Source organism: Demequina sp. NBRC 110056 (assembly GCF_002090155.1).
Lineage (GTDB): Bacteria > Actinomycetota > Actinomycetes > Actinomycetales > Demequinaceae > Demequina.
On the sequence record NZ_BBRM01000004.1, the window covers coordinates 216,569 to 239,346 of the forward strand.

At 71.4% G+C, this 22,778-nt stretch carries 16 protein-coding genes; 9 read left to right on the plus strand and 7 right to left on the minus strand.

Annotated features, from left to right (window positions below; translation table 11 throughout):
* Window position 1 precedes the first annotated feature (1 nt).
* Both rplC and rpsJ read right to left on the minus strand, forming a co-directional pair.
* On the minus strand, window positions 2–664 hold the full coding sequence (rplC, locus tag B7K25_RS07400; RefSeq protein WP_084105092.1) for a 50S ribosomal protein L3: 663 nt from the start codon (window positions 662–664) through the stop codon (window positions 2–4).
* Between the two features lie 25 nt (window positions 665–689).
* The gene (gene rpsJ / locus B7K25_RS07405) at window positions 690–998 is read right to left on the minus strand and encodes a 30S ribosomal protein S10 (protein WP_042213186.1); all 309 of its coding nucleotides are present in this window, start codon (window positions 996–998) and stop codon (window positions 690–692) included.
* A gap of 271 nt (window positions 999–1,269) precedes the next feature.
* Here rpsJ and B7K25_RS07410 point away from each other — a divergent pair, with 271 nt between their 5' ends.
* Entirely contained in the window at window positions 1,270–1,833 is a 564-nt protein-coding gene (locus B7K25_RS07410) for a hypothetical protein (RefSeq protein WP_084105093.1), read from the plus strand.
* Window positions 1,834–1,835: 2 nt separating this feature from the next.
* Here the strand turns inward: B7K25_RS07410 and B7K25_RS07415 are convergent, their stop codons facing one another.
* The 5 genes from B7K25_RS07415 to rpsL all read right to left on the minus strand — a co-directional run bounded on the left by B7K25_RS07415 (window position 1,836) and on the right by rpsL (window position 7,183).
* On the minus strand, window positions 1,836–2,783 hold the full coding sequence (locus tag B7K25_RS07415; protein WP_144018919.1) for a hypothetical protein: 948 nt from the start codon (window positions 2,781–2,783) through the stop codon (window positions 1,836–1,838).
* A 90-nt stretch (window positions 2,784–2,873) separates the two neighbouring features.
* On the minus strand, window positions 2,874–4,064 hold the full coding sequence (gene tuf / locus B7K25_RS07420; RefSeq protein ID WP_084105095.1) for an elongation factor Tu: 1,191 nt from the start codon (window positions 4,062–4,064) through the stop codon (window positions 2,874–2,876).
* Window positions 4,065–4,185: 121 nt separating this feature from the next.
* A complete protein-coding gene (gene fusA, locus B7K25_RS07425) occupies window positions 4,186–6,300 on the minus strand; it encodes an elongation factor G (RefSeq protein ID WP_084105096.1) in 2,115 nt (704 codons plus the stop codon).
* A 38-nt stretch (window positions 6,301–6,338) separates the two neighbouring features.
* Window positions 6,339–6,809 carry a 30S ribosomal protein S7 gene (gene rpsG / locus B7K25_RS07430; protein WP_084105097.1) on the minus strand — a complete coding sequence of 157 codons (471 nt, stop codon included), beginning with the start codon at window positions 6,807–6,809 and terminating at the stop codon, window positions 6,339–6,341.
* Entirely contained in the window at window positions 6,809–7,183 is a 375-nt protein-coding gene (gene rpsL / locus B7K25_RS07435; RefSeq protein WP_061960979.1) for a 30S ribosomal protein S12, read from the minus strand. The genes rpsG and rpsL overlap by 1 nt, the downstream gene beginning before the upstream one ends.
* Before the next feature lie 252 nt (window positions 7,184–7,435).
* Here rpsL and B7K25_RS07440 point away from each other — a divergent pair, with 252 nt between their 5' ends.
* The 8 genes from B7K25_RS07440 (at window position 7,436) to B7K25_RS07475 (ending at window position 22,771) form a co-directional block, all read left to right on the plus strand.
* The gene (locus B7K25_RS07440) at window positions 7,436–8,644 is read left to right on the plus strand and encodes an FHA domain-containing protein (RefSeq protein WP_084105098.1); all 1,209 of its coding nucleotides are present in this window, start codon (window positions 7,436–7,438) and stop codon (window positions 8,642–8,644) included.
* A gap of 79 nt (window positions 8,645–8,723) precedes the next feature.
* Window positions 8,724–9,857: a serine/threonine-protein kinase gene (locus B7K25_RS07445; protein WP_084105099.1), complete on the plus strand. Its 1,134-nt coding sequence runs from the start codon at window positions 8,724–8,726 to the stop codon at window positions 9,855–9,857.
* Complete coding sequence (locus B7K25_RS07450) at window positions 9,858–15,878, plus strand: Ig-like domain-containing protein (RefSeq protein ID WP_084105100.1); 6,021 nt, start codon at window positions 9,858–9,860, stop codon at window positions 15,876–15,878.
* Window positions 15,879–15,911: 33 nt separating this feature from the next.
* Complete coding sequence (locus B7K25_RS07455; RefSeq protein ID WP_084105101.1) at window positions 15,912–16,877, plus strand: MoxR family ATPase; 966 nt, start codon at window positions 15,912–15,914, stop codon at window positions 16,875–16,877.
* Window positions 16,878–16,916: 39 nt separating this feature from the next.
* Window positions 16,917–18,239, plus strand: coding sequence for a DUF58 domain-containing protein (locus B7K25_RS07460; protein ID WP_234988118.1), 1,323 nt, complete (start codon window positions 16,917–16,919; stop codon window positions 18,237–18,239).
* The gene (locus tag B7K25_RS07465) at window positions 18,239–20,740 is read left to right on the plus strand and encodes a transglutaminase-like domain-containing protein (RefSeq protein WP_084105103.1); all 2,502 of its coding nucleotides are present in this window, start codon (window positions 18,239–18,241) and stop codon (window positions 20,738–20,740) included. Before B7K25_RS07460 ends, B7K25_RS07465 begins: the two co-directional genes overlap by 1 nt.
* A complete protein-coding gene (locus B7K25_RS07470; RefSeq protein WP_084105104.1) occupies window positions 20,727–21,962 on the plus strand; it encodes a DUF5684 domain-containing protein in 1,236 nt (411 codons plus the stop codon). The genes B7K25_RS07465 and B7K25_RS07470 overlap by 14 nt, the downstream gene beginning before the upstream one ends.
* Complete coding sequence (locus B7K25_RS07475) at window positions 21,959–22,771, plus strand: PP2C family serine/threonine-protein phosphatase (RefSeq protein ID WP_084105105.1); 813 nt, start codon at window positions 21,959–21,961, stop codon at window positions 22,769–22,771. Before B7K25_RS07470 ends, B7K25_RS07475 begins: the two co-directional genes overlap by 4 nt.
* Window positions 22,772–22,778 lie beyond the last annotated feature (7 nt).

A 22,778-nucleotide genomic window follows, 5' to 3' on the forward strand; every position in this document is an offset into this window, starting at 1 on the left:
GTCACGCACCCTTCACGGCGGAGCGGATGAGGACGACCCCGCCCTTGTTGCCGGGAACCGCGCCCTTGACGAGCAGCAGGCCCTTGTCGGCGTCGACCGAGTGGACGGTGAGGTTCTGGACGGTCTTGCGGGCGTTACCCATGCGACCGGCCATCTTGAGGCCGCGGAAGACGCGCGACGGCGTCGAGGCGCCGCCGATCGAACCGGGCTTGCGGTGGTTGCGGTGAGCACCGTGGGAGGCGCCGACGCCGGCGAAGCCGTGGCGCTTCATGACACCGGCGGTGCCCTTTCCCTTGGTGGTGCCGGTGACGTCGACCTTCTGGCCGGCCTCGAAGATCTCGGCGGTGAGCTCCTGGCCCAGCGAGAACTCGGCGGCGTCAGCGGTGCGGACCTCGGCCACGTGGCGACGCGGCGTCACGCCGGCAGCCTCGAAGTGGCCCTTGAGGGGGTCCGTCACGCGACGGGGGTCGACGGCGCCGAACGCGAGCTGGACGGCCTCGTAGCCGTCACGCTCGACGTTGCGCACCTGGGTCACGACGTTGGTGTCGACCTGGACGACGGTCACCGGGATGACCCGGCCCTCGTCGTCCCACACCTGCGTCATGCCCAGCTTCGTACCCAGCAGCGCACGGACGGTGCGCTGGGCATTGGAAGTCGTAGTCATGGTGCTTGGATTCCTTACGTCAGCTCTAGAGCTTGATCTCGATGTTCACGTCCGCGGGCAGGTCGAGACGCATGAGCGAGTCGACAGCCTTGGGCGTGGGGTCCACGATGTCGATGAGGCGCTTGTGGGTGCGCATCTCGAAGTGCTCGCGGGAGTCCTTGTACTTGTGGGGCGAACGGATCACACAGAACACGTTCTTCTCCGTCGGGAGCGGCACGGGGCCGACAACCGAGGCGCCGGCGCGCGTGACCGTCTCGACGATCTTGCGGGCCGAGGAGTCGATGACCTCGTGGTCATAGCTCTTCAGCCGAATGCGGATCTTCTGTCCCGCCATGGCGTTGTTCTGCCTTTTCTCTCGGACGACTGTGGTCTCCCACCCCCGACCCCCGCGCTCGGGCGTGTCGCGTGGTGGCGACGCACTGGCGCGCTGCTCGATCGCTCGAGTCGTCGTGGGTGAGTGTGCGGCTGCCCGCAATAGGCAACCTGAATATTGTGCCAGATCCGCGGGTCACTCGCAACACGGGCCCCGGGCGGCACCAACCGCTCCAGGCTATCGTGGGATCGCGCCTGCGTCACCCCACTGACGCGGCGCGGGAGGAGACACCGTGACGTTCGAGACCATCGTGGCCCCTGCATCGGCCCCCCGCACCCGTGGGGACGAGGTCCGGGCGTGGCGACGCCCGCTCGCGGCAGGCGTCGCGACGGCCGTGGTGGTGGGCGTCGGCTGGGTCCTGCATCCGGTGCTGGGGATCGTCGCGGCGGGCGCCGTGACGGCACTCTCCCTTCGTCTACGAGGGACGACGGTGTCGCCGTGGACGCCGCGCGAGCACGATCCGGTGCCTGTCGTCGTGACCTCCGCCCGCGCTCGGGCGCTGGCCGCCGGCCTGCGGTGGCGGTGGGAGGACTCGTGCGTCAACGCCGGCCTCGGTCGGTTCGTCGACGACCGATGGACCTATGGCGGCCTCTCGCTCGTGGGCATCACCGAGCACGAGGGTGGAGTCGTCGCGCACGCGCGGCTCGCTCCGGGGCAGACGGCCGATGCGGTGGTCGCCGCGGTCGTACCGCTCGCCGCCGGGCTGGAGGCGGCGAGCACGACCGTCATCGGCGGTCACGATCGCACCGTGGCGATCCTCGTCACGCCTCCCGACGAGGGCGAGGGGTGGACGTGACCCTAGCGCTGTGCCTGGGCTGACCACCAGGCCTGGAGCGCGCCGCCGTCGACCTCGCCGGTGTCGAGGAAGGGTGCGCGCATCTCGAACGCGTCGAGCACCTGTGCGGCGGCCGCACGTTGCTCGTCGCTGATGCGCGCGACCCAGGCGAGCGGGTCCTTCGACGCGTGCGCGTTCGCGCCCTTCGCGTGCGTCATGCTCGACGGCCTGTCGAGGTCGCGCAGCGACGACGGCTCGATCCCCAGTTGTGCCGCCCCCGCGTGGAGCTCGCGCGGATCCGCGACCGCCCGGTCGTAGCTGACGAGCGCCGACCGCTCGCCACCGTACGTGCGGGCGGCGACGGTGTTCTCGACGGCCCATCTCGCCACGAGCGCCGTCGAGGCGTCGTCGATCGGCAGGCTCCTCAGCGGCACGTCGCCCAGCAGCCCGTCGACCAGGGCCTCCTGGCTGAGCATGTAGTGGAAGCGCTCCGGCGACCAGCCCAGCACCGACTGGCTGGACAGGGTCGCGAGCGGGTGCCGGATCACGTGGACGATGGGCACGTCAGGGTGGCGGCGAGCCAGCCAGCCTGCCCAGGTGGGGAAGCGGATCTCCTTGATCAGGCGTCCGCGGTAGCGCAGGAACGGGTTCAGCGTGGCCTGTTGGTCGGCCCACGGGTGCCGGTAGCGGCCCGTCAGGACCTCGAGCACCGCCTGCTCCCCCGGCAGGTGCGCCGCGTCCGCAGGAACGTACCGCCCGGGGCGCAGCCCCTCGAAACGTGGATCGAGGTCGGGGCGGATCGGCTCGAAGATGGGGCGCAGACGCCCGGCTCGCGAGTAGGCCTCGAGCAGCCAGGTGGTGCCGGACCGGCCGGAGCCGCTGAGCAGCGCAGCGTGCTGGACGTCGTGATGGGGATCCCACAACGCGACGGAACGCGCCACGCGTAGGACGCGGTCGGGGATGGCTGGCACCGCGTCAGGCTACCAGCGCCTCAGAGGGGGAAAGCGAAAGCGGGGGTCCGGCCGAGGCCGGACCCCCGCTCGCGCGAAGGAAGAGGTTCCTTACTTCAGGATCTTGGTGACGGTGCCGGAACCAACGGTGCGGCCACCCTCGCGGATCGCGAAGCCCTGGCCCTCCTCGAGGGCGATGGGCTGGATGAGCTCGACCGTCATCTCGGTGGTGTCACCGGGCATCACCATGTCGGTGCCCTCGGGCAGCGAGATGACGCCGGTCACGTCCGTGGTGCGGATGTAGAACTGCGGACGGTAGTTCGTGTAGAAGGGGTTGTGGCGGCCACCCTCGTCCTTGTTGAGGATGTAGCACTTGCCCTCGAACGAGGTGTGCGGGGTGGTGGTGCCGGGGGCAACCACGACCTGGCCGCGCTCGACGTCCTCACGCTTGGTACCGCGGAGCAGGAGGCCACAGTTCTCGCCGGCCCACGCCTCGTCCATCTGCTTGTGGAACATCTCGATACCGGTGACGGTGGTCTTCTGCGGCTCGCGGATGCCGAGGATCTCGACCTCCGAGTTGATCGCGAGCTTGCCGCGCTCGACCTTGCCGGTGACGACGGTGCCACGACCGGTGATCGTGAAGACGTCCTCGATCGGCATGAGGAAGGGCTTGTCCATGTCGCGGACGGGCTCCGGCACGTTCTCGTCGACAGCGGTCATGAGGTCCTTGACGGACTGCGCCCACTTCTCGTCGCCCTCGAGCGCCTTGAGCGCCGAGACCTGGATGACGGGAGCGTTGTCGCCGTCGAAGCCCTGCGAGGACAGGAGGTCACGGACCTCGACCTCGACGAGCTCGAGGATCTCCTCGTCGTCGACCATGTCCGACTTGTTCAGCGCGACCAGCAGGTAGGGGACGCCAACCTGCTTGGCGAGCAGCACGTGCTCACGCGTCTGGGCCATGGGGCCGTCGGTCGCGGCGACCACCAGGATCGCGCCGTCCATCTGGGCGGCACCGGTGATCATGTTCTTGATGTAGTCGGCGTGACCCGGAGCGTCGACGTGGGCGTAGTGGCGCGCCTCGGTCTCGTACTCGATGTGCGCGATGTTGATGGTGATACCGCGCTCGCGCTCCTCCGGAGCCTTGTCGATGTCCTCGAACGGCGTGAAGGGGTTGAGGTCCGGGTACTGGTCGTGCAGGACCTTCGAGATCGCAGCGGTCAGCGTCGTCTTGCCGTGGTCGACGTGACCGATGGTGCCGATGTTGACGTGCGGCTTCTTCCGCTCGAACTTGGCCTTAGCCATGAGGGATTCCTCCTGATTTTTTGAGACTCGGGTAAAGATGCTAGTCCGTGGGGTGGCCGGCGGCCACTCGGGGCTTCATCCCTACTGGTCGTTGTTGTTTCTTGTTTTCAACCGGTGGGGACTACTCGCCCCGGGTCTTCGCGATGATCTCGTCGGCGACCGCCTTCGGGACCTCCGCGTAGCTGTCGAACGACATCGAGTAGACGGCGCGGCCCGAGGTCTTCGAGCGCAGGTCACCGACGTAGCCGAACATCTCCGACAGCGGGACCAGAGCGTCGACGACCTTCACGCCCTGCGCGTCGGTCATCTGGCGGATCTGGCCGCGGCGGCTGTTGATGTCGCCGATCACGTCGCCCATGTACTCCTCGGGCGTGCGGACCTCGACGGCCATCATCGGCTCGAGCAGCACGGGCTTCGCGAGGCGCGCGGCCTCCTTGAAGGCCATCGAGCCGGCGATCTTGAACGCCATCTCCGAGGAGTCGACGTCGTGGTACGCACCATCGAGCAGCGTCGCCTTGACACCCACGACCGGGTAGCCGGCCTGGATGCCCAGCTCCATCGCATTCTGGATACCTGCGTCGACCGACGGGATGTACTCACGCGGCACGCGGCCACCGGTGACGGCGTTCGAGAACTCGTACTGGACCTCGGAATCGGCAGGCAGAGCCTCGAGCGAGATCTGGACCTTCGCGAACTGGCCGGAGCCACCGGTCTGCTTCTTGTGCGTGTAGTCGTACTTCTCGACCGTCTTGCGGATGGTCTCGCGGTACGCGACCTGCGGCTTGCCGACGTTCGCGTCGACCTTGAACTCGCGCTTCATGCGGTCCACGAGGATGTCGAGGTGGAGCTCGCCCATGCCGCCGATGACGGTCTGGCCGGTCTCCTCGTCCAGGCGCACGCGGAAGGTGGGGTCCTCCTCGGCGAGCTTCTGGATCGCGGTCGACAGCTTCTCCTGGTCACCCTTGGTCTTGGGCTCGATCGCCACGTCGATGACCGGGTCCGGGAACGTCATGGACTCGAGGACGACCTGGTGGTTCGGGTTGCACAGGGTGTCACCCGTGGTCGTGTCCTTCAGACCGATGACCGCGTAGATGTGGCCGGCCTGGATGGTCTCGACAGGGTTCTCCTTGTTGGCGTGCATCTGGAAGAGCTTTCCGATGCGCTCCTTCTTGCCCTTGGTCGAGTTGATGACCTGGTCGCCGGTCTCGAGGTGACCCGAGTACACGCGAACGTAGGTGAGGCGACCGAAGAACGGGTGCGCGACGACCTTGAACGCGAGGGCCGCGAACGGCTCCTCGGCATCCGCGTGGCGCTCGATCTCGATGGTCTCGTCGTTGGCGTCGTGGCCCTTGATCGCAGGCACGTCGACGGGCGCGGGCAGGTAGTCGATGACCGCGTCGAGCATCGGCTGCACGCCGCGGTTCTTGAACGCCGAGCCGCACAGCACGGGGTAGATCTCGGAGGCGATCGTCATCTTGCGGATCGCGGCCTTGATCTCCGACAGCGACAGCTCCTCGCCGCCGAGGTACTTCTCGAGCAGGTCGTCGTCCGACTCGGCGACGGTCTCGAGCAGCTGAGCCCGGTACTCCTCGGCCTTCTCCTGAAGGTCGGCCGGGATCTCGGTGGTCTCGTAGGTCGCACCCATCGTCACGTCGCCCTTGGCGTCGCCGGGCCACACCTTCGCGTTCATCTCGACCAGGTCGACGATGCCCACGAAGTCGTTCTCAGCGCCGATGGGCAGCTGGATGACGAGCGGCTTGGCGCCGAGGCGGTTGATGATGGTGTCGACGGTGAAGTAGAAGTCCGCGCCGAGCTTGTCCATCTTGTTGACGAAGCAGATGCGGGGGACGTCGTACTTGTCCGCCTGGCGCCACACGGTCTCCGACTGGGGCTCCACGCCCTCCTTGCCGTCGAACACCGCGACCGCGCCGTCGAGGACGCGCAGCGAGCGCTCCACCTCGACCGTGAAGTCCACGTGACCGGGGGTGTCGATGATGTTGATCTGGTTCTTGTCCCAGAAGCAGGTCACCGCGGCCGAGGTGATCGTGATGCCGCGCTCCTGCTCCTGCTCCATCCAGTCGGTCGTCGACGCGCCGTCGTGGGTCTCACCGATCTTGTAGTTCACACCCGTGTAGAACAGGATGCGCTCGGTGGTGGTGGTCTTGCCGGCATCGATGTGGGCCATGATGCCGATGTTGCGGACCTTGGTGAGGTCCGTGAGCACGTCCTGTGCCACGAGTGGTTCTCCTTGGGTTTCCGTCGAGCGGGCGGCGACTACCAGCGGTAGTGCGCGAACGCCTTGTTCGACTCGGCCATCTTGTGCATGTCCTCACGGCGCTTCACCGCGGCGCCAAGGCCGTTCGAAGCGTCGAGGATCTCGTTCATGAGGCGCTCGGTCATGGTCTTCTCACGACGGGCGCGCGAGAAGTCGACGAGCCAGCGCAGCGCGAGCGTGGTCGAGCGGGTCGGACGCACGTCGACCGGCACCTGGTAGGTCGCGCCACCGACACGGCGGCTGCGGACCTCGAGGGCGGGACGGATGTTGTCGAGCGCGCGCTTGAGCACGGTCACAGGGTCCTGGCCGGACTTCTCGCGGACACCCTCGAGGGCGCCGTAGACGATCGCCTCGGCGGTCGACTTCTTGCCGTCGAGCAGCACCTTGTTGATCAGCTGGGTGACGACGGGGGCGCCGTACACCGGGTCGTTGATGATGGGCCGCTTGGGGGCCGGTCCCTTGCGAGGCATTACTTCTTCTCCCTCTTCGCGCCGTAACGGCTGCGAGCCTGCTGACGGCCCTTCACGCCCTGCGTGTCGAGCGAGCCGCGCACGATCTTGTAGCGGACACCGGGGAGGTCCTTCACACGACCGCCGCGGACGAGCACGATCGAGTGCTCCTGGAGGTTGTGGCCCTCACCCGGGATGTAGGCCGTGACCTCGATGCCCGACGACAGGCGCACACGGGCGACCTTGCGGAGCGCCGAGTTCGGCTTCTTGGGGGTGGTGGTGTAGACGCGGGTGCACACACCGCGACGCTGGGGGCTCGACTTGAGCGCCGGGGTCTTGGTCTTGCCCGGCTTGTCCTGCCGGCCCTTCCTGACCAGCTGCTGAATAGTAGGCACTACTTCTCCGTCTGTTGTGTGTTGCGAAACTCGTGGCGGTCCGACCCCCGCGCCCGGGCGTGTCGAACTGGTGTGGCGCGTGCCCCTACGGGCACGCACGAGGGCCCGGCGGCGCGGGCACGAATATCTACGATACCCGCACGGCGCGGCTCCGTCAAAGCAGAGCGCCCCGCGGTCCGCGGTGGGCTCGCCGCGGCGGCTCCCGCGCGCCGCCCTGCACGCGCGGTGGGGACGCTCCCTATAGTAGACCGCGTGTTCGCCTACGCCGTCGGGGGACCCGACGTCCCTGGATATGCCGTCGTCACCGACAGCTTCCTCGTCCTGCTGAGCGCCGATGCGCCGGCGGAGACCGTGCGCGCCGTGCACCGTCTCCTCGACTCGCCTGCGGCGTCGGCGTCCGCCGCGATCGCGCGGCTGTCAGCCGCGGACGGCGCGAGCAGGTTCGCCGTGGTCGAGATCGTCGACCCGTGGACCCAGGAGTTCCACGTCTCGGTGAGGGGCGACGTACGGGTCGACATGGGCGGCGCCTCGACGACCCGCTTCACCTGGCCCCACGGCGACGAGCTGCTGACCGGCGAGGCGGACGGCGTGGAGACGCTGCACCTCGCCTTGAGCGACGTGCCGGCGGAGGCCGCCAGCCTTCCGCTGCGCCATGGGGCGGTCCTCGCGAACGCGATCTTCCTCGACGCGATGTCGCTCGGCGCGGACGCGGAGGCCGCCGAGGCGAGCCACGACACCCTCATCGCGCGGCCCGACGAGCCCGGCACCGGCCGGCGCGGGCGCGCCGCGGCTCCCGGCGGGCACGGCCCCGCGAAGGCCGCGCCGCCTCGCGACGACGCCGCCGCGAGCGCTGCGGACGCGGCAGACGCGGCCGACTCCCCCGGCGCAGCGCCCTCGAGCACGCCACCTGCTGCCGCTGCGCCGCCGCAGGCAGCGCCGCCACGCTCGGCGGCCCGTGGAGATGCCAGCCCAGCAAGCGCATCGGCCCTCCCGGACGGCGCGGCCGCCTCCGCTGAGGCTGCGAGCCCCGACATCGAGCAGGCACCTGCGCCGGACGCCGTCGACGCTCGGCCGCGGCCGGTGGACCTCGCGTCGCTCATGGCGTCCTCCCCGCCGCGGCTGTGGACGCTGACGCTTCCCGACGGCAACGAGCTCTACGCCGCGCCCCAGATCGTCGTCGGCAGGCGGCCCTGGCGCTCGAGCCCCGACGAGACCCAGACGTACTACGTCAAGGCACCCTCTCCGCACCGGCAGATCTCGAGCAAGCACGTCGAGTTCACCGTGTCCGGCGGCCAGCTCAGCGCGCGCGACCTCGGGTCCACCAACGGCACCGTCGTCGAGTCCCCCAACCGCCCGCCGCGGCTCCTGCGCGACGGCAACTCGACACGACTCGACGTGGGCGACGTCCTCGACCTCGGCGAAGGCTTCCGTATCGTGGTGGGAGCGCGGCCAGGGAGTTAGTCACACGGGTCTGTGCTGGACGTCCGGATTTGTGCAGAATGGCCCTCCGGTCGAGTTTGATCAAGGGGGTTCGGAAGCAGTGCCACGACGCGCGACGGCTCAGCCGCCTGTTCTGCCTGGCTACAGCTACATCAGGCCGCTCGGATCGGGCGGTTTCGCAGACGTGTTCCTGTACGAGCAGGACATGCCGCGGCGCGTCGTCGCCGTGAAGGTCCTCGCTGACGACGCGGTCAACCCCGCGGTGCTGCGGACCTTCAACGCGGAGACCGACATCCTGGCGCGCCTCAGCGCGCACCCGTCGATCGTGACCATCCACCAGGCCAGCATCTCGGCCGACGGGCGCCCGTACTTCGTCATGGAGTACTGCCCCGACAACATGAGCGCGCGCTACAAGAAGCGCCCGCTCGACGTGGCGCAGGTGCTCGACGCCGGCGTGCGCGTCGCCGCCGCGCTCGAGACCGCGCACCGCAGCGGCGTCCTCCACCGGGACATCAAGCCGTCGAACGTGCTGCTGACCACGATGGGAGCGCCGGCGCTCGCGGACTTCGGGATCGCCGCCGCGATGGCGCGCGCCGACGACACCCCCGAGGTGTTCGCGATGTCGGTGCCGTGGAGCTCGCCGGAGGTGCTGCAGGGAGAACTCACGGGCTCCATCCCCTCGGAGGTGTGGAGTCTCGGCGCGACGCTCCACACGCTGCTGGCGGGTCGCGCGCCCTTCGAGCCTGACTCCGGGGAGCGACTTCCCCGAGAGAAGCTGCAGCGCCGGATCATCGCCGCCCCCTACGCGCCGCCCGAGCGCGACGACCTGGGCGACCGCCTGCAGGTGGCGCTCGCGCGCACCATGCTCAAGCGCCCCGAGGACCGGTTCTCGTCGATGGCCGAGCTTGCGCAGGAGCTGCGCTGGGCCCAGTACGAGCTCGGCCAGTCCCCCACCGCGTTCGACGTGGTCGACGCGTCCTGGGCGAGCGCCTCGGCGCCCGTCGACTTCGAGCAGGACACCTCCCGTGGCCCGGTGATCTCGACGGTGCAGCAGGACTCGCGTCGTGCCGAGCGCGCGAAGGCGCTCGCGTCCTCCCAGCGCCTGCGCGAGCAGCGCGCGGCCGAGTCGACCCCTCAGCGATCCTCGACGCGGGCCGGAGTCATCGGCGCCATCGCCGGTGCCGCGACCGTGGGAGTGGTCGTGGCGGTGCTGTTCGCCACCGGAGTGCTCTAGATGGCTCAGGCTCAGCCCGAGGCCCGCCGGCGACGCCCGGCGCTCTGGTGGACGGCCGGCGCGCTCGTCGCGACCACCGCCGTGACGGGCGCGGTGCTCGCGGACGGCTACGACGAGCAGGAGGTGCCGCGTGTCGAGGAGTCCGTCTGGGTCACGCGCGACGACGGACGCTACGCGCGCGTCAACACCGAGCTCGGCGAGATCGACACGGTGCGCGCCGTCGCGGAGCCGGCAGGCGTGGTGCAGTCGGGGCCGAGCTCGGTGGTCTTCACCCAGGGCTACGCCCAGGCATGGCCCATCGATCCGGCGGCGCCCCTCGACCTGACGTCGGGCGACGACGGCGCCGCGTCCGGCGCGGCGCTGGTCGCGGGGACGACGCCGACGGGGACCGAGCAGGTGCTGACCGGGGCGGGAGCCGTCGTCTACCTGACCAGCGTGGGCGAGGTCTCCGTCACCTCCTACCCCGAGCCCGGCGAGCCCATGGCCGCGCCCCGCACCCTCGACCCCTCTGCGGGAGTCGTCGAGGACGACGAGGACCAGCAGGAGACGTTCGCGGCCGACGCGGTCGCGATCGACGACGCCGGCACCGTCGCGATGCTGTCGCTCGCCGAGGGAGCCGTCTGGCGGTACGACCTCGCCTCGGGCAGCTTCGAGGAGGAGCCCACGCCCGTCCCCTCGCCGCCCGGCGCCGACAGCGAGCCGTCCCTCACTCTCGCCGGCGGCCGATGGGCGCTGCTCGACGCGGAGTCGAGCCGCCTGTGGGTCGAGGGCCTCGACGAGCCCACGGTTCTGCAGCTGGGCGACGACCCCGCCCTGCAGGCCACGTCGTCGGACCTCGACGCCGTCCTGGTCGCCGACGCGAGCGGACTCGTGAGCGTCGACACCGCCACGGGGCAACCCGACCGCGTGGTCACGACCTCGGGGGTCCCCGCAGCTCCCGTCGTCGTGGACGGCCGCGCTCACGCCGCCTGGGTGACCGGCGCCGGCGGGTCCCTGTGGGATGGCGAGCGCGAGGAGACCGTCGCCCTCGAGGTCGAGGCGGGCGCGTTCGACGACGTGCAGTCGCCGAGCCCGGTGTTCCGCACCAACGGCGACCGTGCGGTGCTGACCGAGACCGCGACCGGGTCCCTGTGGACGGTGCCCGACGGCCTGCTGCTGCCGAGCGCGGACTGGGATCCCGTCGAGGACACCGACGAGGTGCTCGGTGAGGTGAGCGTCGACGACGTCATCGAGCAGGAGCCACCGGTCGCGGTGGACGACGCCTTCGGGGTGCGCGCGGGGTCGGTCGTGTCTCTCCCGCTGCTCTACAACGACCACGATCCCAACGCCGCCGACGTGCTGTCCATCGATCCCGCGTCCGTGTCCGCGGTGGCGGACCCGGCATTCGGCGCGGTGAGCCTCGTGAGCGAGGACCAGTCCGCGGTGATCTCGGTGGCCGCCACATCCGGCACGAGCACGTTCACGTACGCGGTCACCGACGGCTACGGCCTGTCCGAGCCGGCGACCGTCACGCTGACGGTGATCCCCGACGAGTCGAACGAGGCACCTGTGTGGTGCGGCGTGGAGGCCTGCACGCAGGAGTGGCCCAGCCCCCAGGTGGCTCCGGGCGGCTTCGCCGAGGTCGACGTCCTCGCGGGGTGGGTCGACCCCGACGGCGATGCCTTGGCACTGACGGACGCCCATGCCGATGACCCCGATGCGCCGCTCACCGTGATCCCGACCGAGGCCGGCACCGTCGCGATCCGCCACCACGATCCCAACGGATCCGAGGGCGTGATCCCGCTGACCGTGACGGTGACCGACGCCCACGGCGAGCAGGCCACCCGCGCCCTGCGGCTGCAGGTGACGAGCGCCCCCGCGCTCGAGGTTCGCCCCGTCGCCGTCACCGGCGGCCTCGACCAGACCACGCGCGTCGCGATCGCGGACCACGTCAGGGGCGGGTCAGGCTCGTATCGGCTCGTCGACGCGGTCGTGTCGCAGGGCGGCGACGACGTGCTGGTGACGCCGCTCGCCGCGAACGGCACGATCGAGCTCAGCGCGCTCGCGGCCGGACGCTACGCCGCGACGTTCACCGTCGAGGACACCGTGACTCGAGCGCAGTCCTCGGCGACGCTTCGCTACAGCGTCGCCGAGACCCCTCGGCCTCTGTCGCTGCCGCCGCTCACCACCTTCGTCCGAGCGCAGGAGGACGCCACCGTCGACGTGCTCGCGACGGCGCAGGACAGCTCGGGACGCGTGCTCATGGTCGCCGCGGCCACGAGCGCCGAGCCTCAGCTGAGCGTCAGCGTCGTCGGCACGTCCTTCGTGCGCGTGAGCGGTTCCACCGCGAGCGGCGACCCGGGCCTCGTCGGCACGGCCGACGTCACCGTCGCCGACGGCGCAGGCAACACGGCCTCGACCCAGCTCACGGTCTTCCTCCTGCCACCGGCCCAGGGTCTGGGGCCGATCGCGATGCCCGACGCCGTCACGGTTCGCGCAGGAAGCCAGGTCGACATCCCCGTCCTCGCGAACGACACCGGTCCTCGCGGCGAGCGGCTCATGCTCGATCCCGCCGTCGAGGGGTCGGGCGACCCCGACGAGCTCGCCTTCGGCTCGGGCAAGCTCCTGCGCTACCTGGCCCCGACCACGCCGGGGACCTACACGCTGCGCTACAGCACCTTCATCGAGTCCGACGCGTCTCGCACCGACACGTCCTCGGTGACGATCACGGTGCTGCCGGCAGGCTCCAACCGCGCGCCCGAGCCGCCCACGCTCACCGCGCGCGTGCTCAAGGGCCAGGTCGTGCGGATCCCGTTCACCGGCGCGGGAGTCGACCCGGACGGCGACGCCGTCTCGCTCGTCGACGTCAGCCAGCCCGGCCCCGCGCTCGGCACCGCTCAGGTCTCCGCGTCCGGAGCGGCGATCCTGTATCGCGCGCCGTTGATGGCGGTGCCCGGCGGGCAGGTCGCCTTCACCTACTCGGTGATCGACGAGCAGGGCGAGCCGGCGACGGGCACCGTGCGCATCGGCGTGCTCGACACCGACGTGTCCGATGTGGCGCCCGTGACGTACAGCGACTACCTGAGCGCGCAGCTCGGGTCCCCGGACGCGCTCCCGGTCGAGCCGCTGCTGAACGACACCGACCCGCTCCAGGGCGAGCTCTCGCTCATCGACATCCGACCAGCCGCAGAGCCGGGGTCCGCCGAGTACGACCGGCTTGACTCCCTCATCGACCGCGGGGCCTTCGACGCGGACGGCACGGTGCTGCTGGAGCCAGGCGACGTGGCGGGGACCCACTCGTACCTCTACACCGTCGAGTCCCCGGTCTCGCTGTCCACGGCCGAGGGGCGCATCGTCGTCGACGTCTCGGAGGCCGCCAACCCGCCGACGTTGCGCATCCAGGACACCGTCGTGACGGCACGCACCCGCCACGACCTCGCGGCCGGGATCGACGTCGTCACCGGCAAGGTCCAGTGGCCCGGCGGCGGCGACGTGAGCGGCCTCGCGCTCGAGCTGTGGGACGATGCGCCCGCCGGGTTCACCGTGCAGGGCTGGACGATCTCGGGCGACCTTCCGCGTCAGCGCACCATCGTGCCGTTCTCGCTCACCGGGCTCGACGCCACCGGCGCGACCGTCACGAGCTACGGCTTCCTGCGGATCCCGGCGCTCGACGAGATGCGCCTGCAGCCAGCTCTCGACCTTGCCCCCGTGGTCGTCGACGAGGACGAGTCCGTCGAGTTCGACGTGCACGACCTCCTCGACCTCACACCCGCCGACCGCATCGACGTTCGCCAGGATCCGTCCTTCGCGGTCCAGCGCTCCGCCGCAGCGTGCGCTCCCGCCGGAGGCGACCGCGTGCGGTACAGCGCGGGCCGCGAGGCGCCGTGGGCCGACACCTGCTCGGTGGCCGTCAGACTGTCGAGCCAGGACACCTGGAGCGTCGTCGCCTTCCCGATCTCGATCGTGCCGCAGGAGCCCCAGGCGATCCTGGGGCCGCTCAGCCGCACCATCCGGCCCGCCGAGTCGGACTCCGTCGACCTCGTGGGTGAGCTCGTCAGCTGGGAGGGCGACCGCGTCGGAGACGTGTCCGCGCTCGCGTTGACGACCGCGTACGACGGTGCCGCCTTCGACATCACGAGCGCCGGCGGCACGCTCACCGCCACGGCCCGAGCCGATGCGGTGCCGGGAACGCGCGAGGTGGTGCGCGTGCGATCCGCGGCGTTCGGAGGTCTCACGACCACCATCACGCTCGTGGTGGGCAGCGCGCCGGTCGACGCGCCACGCGGCGCGACGTTCAGCCAGTCGTGCGACGTCAGCGCCGGCCCCCGGTGCACCATCTCGGTCGTCGGCGTGGGGGGCGAGTACGACCCCTTCGCCGGAGCGGAGGGCGGCGGGCTCACCCTCACCCGCGTCGGCGGCGAAGGCACCGTGACGTGCCCCGCCGCCACCGTGACGCAGGCGAACGCGACCCAGATCGTCGCGACGTGGCCCGCGGGGCAGCGCCCCGAGGGCGGCGAGTGCACGGTGCCGTTCACCGTGGCGGACGCCCAGGGCCGGACCGGTCCCGGCACCCTGACCCTCGACGTCAGGGGCTATCCGAAGCCCCCGGCGAGCGTCACGACCGTGGCCTACACCGGCACGTCCGTGACGCTCGACGTCGCCCTCGGGCCGGCGGCGCAGGCCCAGCCGCGCGTCTCGTCCGTCGTCATCCATCGCTCCGGCTCGCCGGTCGCCGCGGACTGCTCTGCGGCGAGCGCCTCGACGTACCGCTGCGTCGTCGCCGGGCTCGTGAACGGCGAGCGCGCCTCGTTCACCGCGCGAGCCGTCAACGCGATCGGCGAGTCCCTCGACTCGTCGGCGCACACCACCTGGGCCTACGAGGCGCCGGTCATCGCGTCGGTCACGGCCTCGCCGGTGCACCGCAGCCCGGGGACCACCAGCACCCAAGGCGTCGTCTCGGTGACCATCGAGGCGAGCGCCGACACTCGCGCGTTCGCGGTCTCCGGCACCGATCAGACGTTCCCGCGCACCGGACCGACCACGACCTTCGAGACGGTGCTTCCGGTGGGTCCCCAGAACCTCCAGGTCACGCCGATCAGCGAGTTCGCCCCGCCCTTGACCGGCGACAACCGTGGCCAGGCGACGAGCGCGCCGGTGACCGTGGCGGGTAGCCCGTCCTACACGTCGAGCATCTCCGCAGTCGCCGACGGCACCCGGATCACCGTGTCAGGCGGCGCGTTCCAGGCCAACTCCTCGGCGCTGCCCACCACCCAGATCTGGTACGCCTGGACCGGAGCGCGTCCGACCTGCTCGATGGACGATTCGGGGCGCGCCGCGGTCACGGGCGCCGATCACGTCGCCTCCTCGACGGCGGTGATCACGGGCCTGCAGGCCAACACGACGTACAACGTCGCGGTGTGCGGGTCCAACGGCTACGGCCGCGCCACCAGCAACGATGTCACGGCCTACACCTGGATCGCCCCGACCTCTCCTGACGGCGACGCGACCTACCGCGTGGCCACGGCGTGGCAGGCGCAGGGCACGCGCGCCTACGCCGTCGCCTTGGAGTCCGGCCCGACGCTGACGGCTCCCGCAGGGTTCTCGATTGCCTACTGGTACGACGGCGCGGGCAAGTCCTCCACCTTCCAGCTGCGTGCGGACCTCGTCCAGACCATCACGGCGGCGGCGTGCTCGAGGGTCCTGCCGGACCTGTGCGGCGCGCCCCGCACCATCGCCCCCGCTCCTGGCTCTCCGCCCGCTCCGGTGACGGTCACGTTCCCCGCAGCGCCGGGAGTGACCCATCCGGACGGCTCGAGCCAGGCCGGATGCTTCCCCGAAGGCACGGCGGACGCGAGCGCCGTCTCCGTCACGGCCGCGGCGCGCGGCGCGGCGACGGTGATCATCGAGGGCACCGAGTTCGTGGTCGACTGGACCGGTGCGTTCGCCGACCTGCCGCAGCTGCGCCACGCCTTCACCGTGTGCGATCCGCCTCCGGACGTGCCGGACCCCACTCCGTCCGCAGAGCCGTCGGACACGCCATGATCACCCCCAGGACAACCCCCCGAGAGGACGCCCATGACGATCTCGTCTGAACAGGCCAGCTGGTACGCCGAGACGTTCGCCGCGCTCGCGGACAACGTCGAGAGGGCGATCCTCGGCAAGCGCCACGTCGTCGAGCTGGTGCTGGCCACGGCGCTCACCGGAGGCCACGTCCTGCTGGAGGATGTCCCCGGAACAGGCAAGACGGCGCTCGCGCGCACGCTCGCGCGGACCGTCGAGTGCACCTCGTCGCGCATCCAGTTCACCCCGGATCTCCTGCCAGGCGACGTCACCGGCGTCACCATCTACGACCAGAAGAAGGGCGAGTTCGAGTTCCACGCCGGGCCCGTGTTCGCGAACATCGTGCTCGCCGACGAGATCAACCGCGCGAGCCCGAAGACCCAGTCCGCGCTCCTCGAGGTGATGGAGGAGGGTCACGTGACCGTCGACGGCGTCTCGCGCGACGTCGGCAGGCCGTTTCTCGTCATCGCGACGCAGAACCCCGTGGAGCAGGCCGGCACCTATCGCCTCCCCGAGGCGCAGCTCGACCGCTTCATGATCCGCACGTCGATCGGCTACCCGGACGAGGCCTCGACGCTGCGCATCCTGCAGGGCGCCATCGAGCCCGCTCCCGAGGTCCCCGCGATCGTGACTCCCGACACGCTGGTGCAGCTCATGGAGCTGTCGCGCACGGTCTACGTCAACCCGATCATCGCGGACTACATCATGCGGATCGTCGACGCGACCAGGCGAGCGTCCGAGGCTCGGCTCGGCGTGTCCGTGCGCGGCGCGATCGCGCTCACCCGCCTCGTCACGACCTGGGCGGCCGCGCGCGGCCGGACCTACGTGACCCCCGACGACGTCCGCGATCTCGCGGTGCCCGCGCTCGCGCATCGGCTCATCCTCGAACCCGAGGCCGAGTTCGACGGCGTCACCCAGGTCGACGTCGTCGGCCAGGTGCTGCTCGACGTCGTCGCGCCCACGGAGAACGGCCAGGCCTGACGCATGCCCGAGCCCACCGAGCCACCGTACGGTCACACCGTGACCGGCACCCGCACGCGCGGGGCGACGGTGACGCGGTACGCGACGGACAGCCGCGGCGTGTCGGCGCGCGTCGACGCGGGACGCAGCGTCGTCGCTCGGCTGGCCGGCGCGCTGCAGCGCGGCTGGACGGCGACCACCGAGGCTATCAACGGCGCAGGGTGGCTGCTGCTCGCGTGCGCGGCAGGAGGTCTCCTCGTCGCCGTCGCATGGGGCTGGTCGGAGGCGTGGTTCGTCGCGTTCGCCTCGCTCGTGATGCTCGCGCTGTGCACGCCCTTCCTGCTCGGCCGGCACTCCTACGCCGTGACGCTCGAGTTCGAACGCGACCGGGTGGTCGCTGGCTCCGAGTTCACGGCGGAGCTCGTGGTGCGCAACGCCGGGGCGCGGGCCTCGCTGCCCGCGCTGCTCGACATCCCGGTCGGCGACGGCCTCATCGAGGCGCACATCCCGCTCCTGCGCGCCGGCGCCGAGCACCGCGAGACGCTCACGATCGCGGCGCCCCGCCGCGGGGTCATCGCGGTCGGGCCCATGACGATCAGCCGCGGAGACCCCCTCGGCGTGCTGCAGCGCGACCACACGTGGCCCGACGTCCAGCACGTCTACGTGCACCCCGCCACGGTGCCCATCCCGTCGTCGTCCGCTGGCCTGCTGCGCGACCTCGAGGGCCTCGTCACGTCGACCACCGTAGACTCCGACCTCGCCTTCCACGCGATCCGCGACTATCTGCCGGGTGACTCGCGGCGCCACGTGCACTGGCGGTCGACCGCCAAGACCGGGCAGCTGATGGTGCGCCAGTACGAGGAGACGCGCAGGTCGCGGATCGCGATCGCTCTCGACCTCGACATCAGCCAGTACGCGTCGGAGGACGAGTTCGAGATGGCCGTCTCCGTCGCGGCGTCCCTCGGCGTCCAGGCCGTCCGCTCCGGTCGCGAGGTGGTGATCACCACCAGCGGCGCCATCCCACGCCACGCGGCGGAGCGCGTCCACTCCATGACGACGCTTCCCACCCTCACGCCCACGGGCCTGCTGGATGCGATGAGCGGCGTCGACGCGAGCGACCTCGTCATGCCGCTCCCGCTCGTCGCGGGGATGACCTCGCAGGAGGCGCACCACCTGTCGATGGTCTTCCTCGTCACCGGGTCCGAGCTTCCCGTCGCGAGGCTCCGACAGGCGGCCGTGGCGTTCTCCGCCGACGTCTCCGTCGTCGGAGTGCGCAGCGAGACCGGGGCCCAGCCGACCGTGCGCTCGGCGCGCGAGCTCCGCGTCCTCACCGTGGGGATGCTGCATGACCTCAGCCACCTCATGCTGCGGGGGCCGGCCTGATGGCCCGCCGGCGCCCCCTCTCGCCCCAGCAGCTGCTGACGGGGTTGGCGACCGTCGTCACGATGGTCGCGATCGCGGTCGCGACGGCCTGGCCTATCTACGGCTCGGCGCAGGTCGTCGTCGCCGCCGCAGTCGGCACGGCGATCGGCTGCGGCACCGCGATCCTGTCGTGGTCCCTCGCGTGGCGGTGGTGGCAGACGGCGCTGGCCGCCGCCGCGCTGTACCTCGCGTGCGTGGTCCCGGCCGCCATCCCGTCGATGATGACGAGTCCCGCGCGCGTGCTGGAAGGCATCGGCACCGGCGTGATCGACATCGTGGCGGGCTGGAAGCGCCTCCTGACGATCGAGGTGCCCGCCGGCGACTACCAGGCTGTCCTCGTGCCGTTCTTCCTCACGGTGGTGGTCTGCACGCTGGTCGCCACGGTGCTCGTGACGCGCGGCGGGAGAGCGGCGTCGCTCGCCGTCGTGCCCCTCCTCGCCATGGCGCTGTTCGGCGCGGTGCTCGGCACCGCGGCCACCCGCCCCGACGCTGAGGTAGGCCCCTTCACCGTTCCCTCTCCCGCCCACGTCGCCCTCGCCAGCGCGGCGGTCGCGGTCTGCGCCGGGTGGCTGCTCGCCCGGCCGCGCCTCGCGCGAGCCGAGGCGCTGCGCCAGGCCCGCGGCGCGACCGCGACACGTCAGAGCGGCGCCAGCCGCGCGGTCGCGCTGCGCCGGCACGCCGTGTCCGCGAGCATCGTGATCGTCACGGTCGGCATCGCGCTCGCCGCGGCTCCGCTCGCCGGCGCGTTCGGCGCCCGCGAGGTCCCGCGCGAGACCATCGACCCGCTGGTCGTCCTCCAGCAGCAGCCGAGCCCGCTGTCGTCGTACCGCGAGTGGTTCCGGACGGGGCGCTTCGACGAGCCGCTCTTCTCCGTCTCGACCGAGGCCACCGTCGACCGGCTCAGGATCGCGACCCTCGACGCCTACGACGGCTCGACCTTCCACGTGAGCGCCGGAGAGGACGCGGCGGACTTCCGCCGACAGCCCCAGACCCAGTCGCCGGACATCGACGTCACGATCGAGGCCGGCTACGAGGGAGTGTGGGTGCCCCTCGCCACCGCCGAGGCCGGGGCTCCGGCGTTCCGTGGCGAGCGCGCGGCAGCGCTGGCCGACTCCTACTACGCGGCCGCAGATCTCAGCGCCGGCGTGGTCGTCGAGGGCCAGGACGTACAGTCCGTCGAGGGGCTGCGCGCGGGCGACTCGTACGCGATCGAGGCCGCGCCCCAAGCTGACCTGGAGGCGTTCGCCGCGTCCAGCGGCGGCAGCTCGCTGCTGGACGAGGACGCGCATCCCGCCCTCGTGGCGTGGGCGGACGCGCACGCGTCCGAGCGCAGCGGCGAGGCGCTCCTCGGCCTCATCGACCTGCTGCGCGAGCGCGGCTACGTGAGCCACGCCTCGCGCGCGGATGCGGACGCGAACGCCTGGATGGAGGCGCTCGCGGCGCGCTCGCCGTACGTGTTCCACGGCAGCCGATCCGGCCACTCGACCGCGCGCACGGAAGAGCTGTTCGACGCGCTCCTCGAGCAGGAGGAGCGGGCAGGCGCCGCGCTCGACGCCGACCTTCTCGTGGCCGCCGTGGGCGACGACGAGCAGTTCGCCACGGCGGCCGCGCTGCTCGCTCGGCACCTCGGGTTCGAGTCTCGCGTCGTCATCGGTGTACGGCTCCAGGGCACCGAGGCCGATGCGGCCGTTCCGCCGTGCGACGAGGTGTGCACGGGGTCGAACGTCACGGCGTGGGCCGAGGCACGGCCTCTCGGCGGTACGTGGGCGCCGCTCGATGCCACGCCCCAGTTCACGACGCCGCCGAGCCTCATCGAGGAGGGCCAGACTCCGCCCGAGAACCCCACCGAGCCCGAGCAGGTCGAGGCGGACGTCATCGACCCCCCCACCATCCTCAGCGAGTCCGTCGGGGAGTCGACGCCGGAGACCTCCGTGGAGGATGAGCCGTGGCTGCAGACGTTCGCGCCCCTGCTGGTCGCCATCGCGAGCACCGTCGTGGGGATCGCGCTGCTGCTGCTGCCGCTCGCGGTGCTGCCGCTCGCCAAGGCGATCCGGCGGCGACGCCGGCGCCGGGCAGCGAGTCCCGAGGTCGCGCTGGTGGGCGCCTGGGCCGAGCTCGTCGACCGCTACGTCGACGCCGGCGTCGAGGTGCCGAGCGGCCTGACGCGCGCCGAGCTCGCGGATGTGATCGACCGTCCCGCCGCCGCGTCCGTCGCCACCGCGGTGGACGGCGCGGTCTTCGCGGAGCATCCCGCCACCCGCGCCGACAGCGACGCCGTGTGGAAGGTCCTCGACGCCGAACGAGCGTCCCTGCGCGAGGAGCTCCCGCTCGGCAAGCGCATCGGCGCTGCTCTGAGCCTCACCTCCTTCACGCGGATGACCCGACCCCGCGACGCCTCCGAGGCGGCGACGCTGCGGCGCGTCGACCAGCAGTCACGGAGGGACGCGAATGCCAGGGTCTGAGCTCGTGATCGGATGTCTCGTCGTCGGCGCCATCTGCTACGTCTGGTACGCCTGGGCGCTGTCGCGCCTGTTCCCGCAGATCGACGCCGACGGCTGGCGCGGTTGGGTGCCGATCATCAACGAGATGACGCTGTTCGAGCGGGGCGGCGTCGCGACCTGGAAGGTGCTGCTGTACTTCATCCCCGTCGTCAACCTCTACGCGCTCTACCTGCGGTTCGGCGCCGCGTCGCGCATCGGCCGTCCGTGGGGACGCGGGTCCGGCTTCGGGGTCCTCGCCGTCCTGGTGCCGCCTGTCTGGGCGACGCTGCTCGCCTTCGGCTCGAGGGCCGATGCGGGGGTCGCCGAGGAGCGCCTCGTCGCCGTGGCGGGTCACCGCGAGGTCGCGGGTGGCCTCGGGCAGCCCCAGCTGCCCGCGACACCCCCTCCCGGGCCCACCCCGGAGCGCCAGCGCCAAGGTGGGGCTGAGCCCCCGTCGAGGCCGCCGGCCCCCGTGGAGGGGATCGAGGCGAGCGCCGAGGCCGCTCCCGGCGACGCGGCGCGCGCCGCGCAGATCGACGCCACCGACGGCGACGGCAGCGCAGGCGACACCGGCGTCGAACCGGGCACGGTCCTCCGGCGCCGCGACGTCGACCCTATCGAGGTGCACAACCCGTGGTCGCGCCCGCCAGCGGGCTCGACGCCCAAGTCAGGACGCGACCGCACGCCGGCCCGCTCCGCGATCGCCCTTCCCGCCTGGCTCGACGCGGTCGAGGGCGCCGTGGACGGTGCGAGCGGCGGGTACTCCGTGCTCGACGGTGGCGCGGACACCTCGACGACGGCCGCCGGCACCACCGCGGCCGCGCCCTCGGACGAGGACGGCGAGACCGTCGTCGTGGACCGCCGCCCGCAGGTCGTCTGGCGCCTGGTGGTCGACGACGTCGGCCCCCTCGCGCTCACGGAGGACAGCGTGATCCTGGGCCGACGGCCTGCACCCACCGCGCCCGGCATCCAGGCGCTCGCCATCCCCGACACCACGCGGACGCTGTCGAAGGCTCACGCGCGGCTCGACCTCGCCGACGGCGCCTGGACCATCACCGACCTCGACTCCACCAACGGGGTGCTGCTCGTCGGGGCCGGCGGCGAGGAGACGGCCATCGAGCCCGGCGAGTCGGTAGCGCTGGCCGGACGGTTCCTGCTCGGCAAGGTCGGGATGAACATCACCTACGAGTCGGGGGCGTCATGAGCATCGTCGACCTGGCAGGGATCACCCTGAGCATCGGCGCCGTCACCGATCGCGGACTCCGGCGCGCCGCGAACGAGGACGCGATGCTGACGACGGGCCCGGCCTTCGTCGTCGCCGACGGCATGGGTGGGTACGAGTGCGGAGACCTCGCCAGCGCTGCGGTGGTCGCGGCGTTCGACCAGCACCTCTCCGGGCTCGAGCGCGGGTCGTTCGACGCCGTGCACGGCGCCCTGCTGGACGCAGACGATCGGGTCGAGACCGTCGCCGCCTCCACCACGCGGGGAGCCGGAAGCACCGCCACCGGCGTGGTCCTCATCGAGCATGACGGCAGGCCTCACTGGCTCGTGTTCAACGTCGGGGACTCGCGGGTCTACCGGCACCTCGGAACCGAGCTCGAGCAGGTCACGCGCGATCACTCTCTGGGGCAGGAGCTCGTGGACTCGGGGCAGCTGCGCGCCGAGGACCTCGCCAGCTTCCCCGACCGTCACATGATCACCCGCGCGATCGGCGCAGTGGACTCGCTCGCGGACAGCTGGATCGTGCCGGTCGTCACCGGCGAGCGACTCCTGCTGTGCTCCGATGGCCTCCACGGGGAGCTGGGCGACGAGGACATCCGCGCGGTGCTGACGATGAGCGGGCACCCCGAGTCGGCAGCCAGGGTGCTCGTCGACCGCGCCAACGAGCACGGCGGCCGCGACAACATCACCGTGATCGTGATCGACGTGGTCGCTGGCGGCGCGACAGTCGTGGGAGCCGGCACCACCGAGGCCCACGCGATGATCCTCGACGACGACACGCTGACGGTGTGAGGCGCGT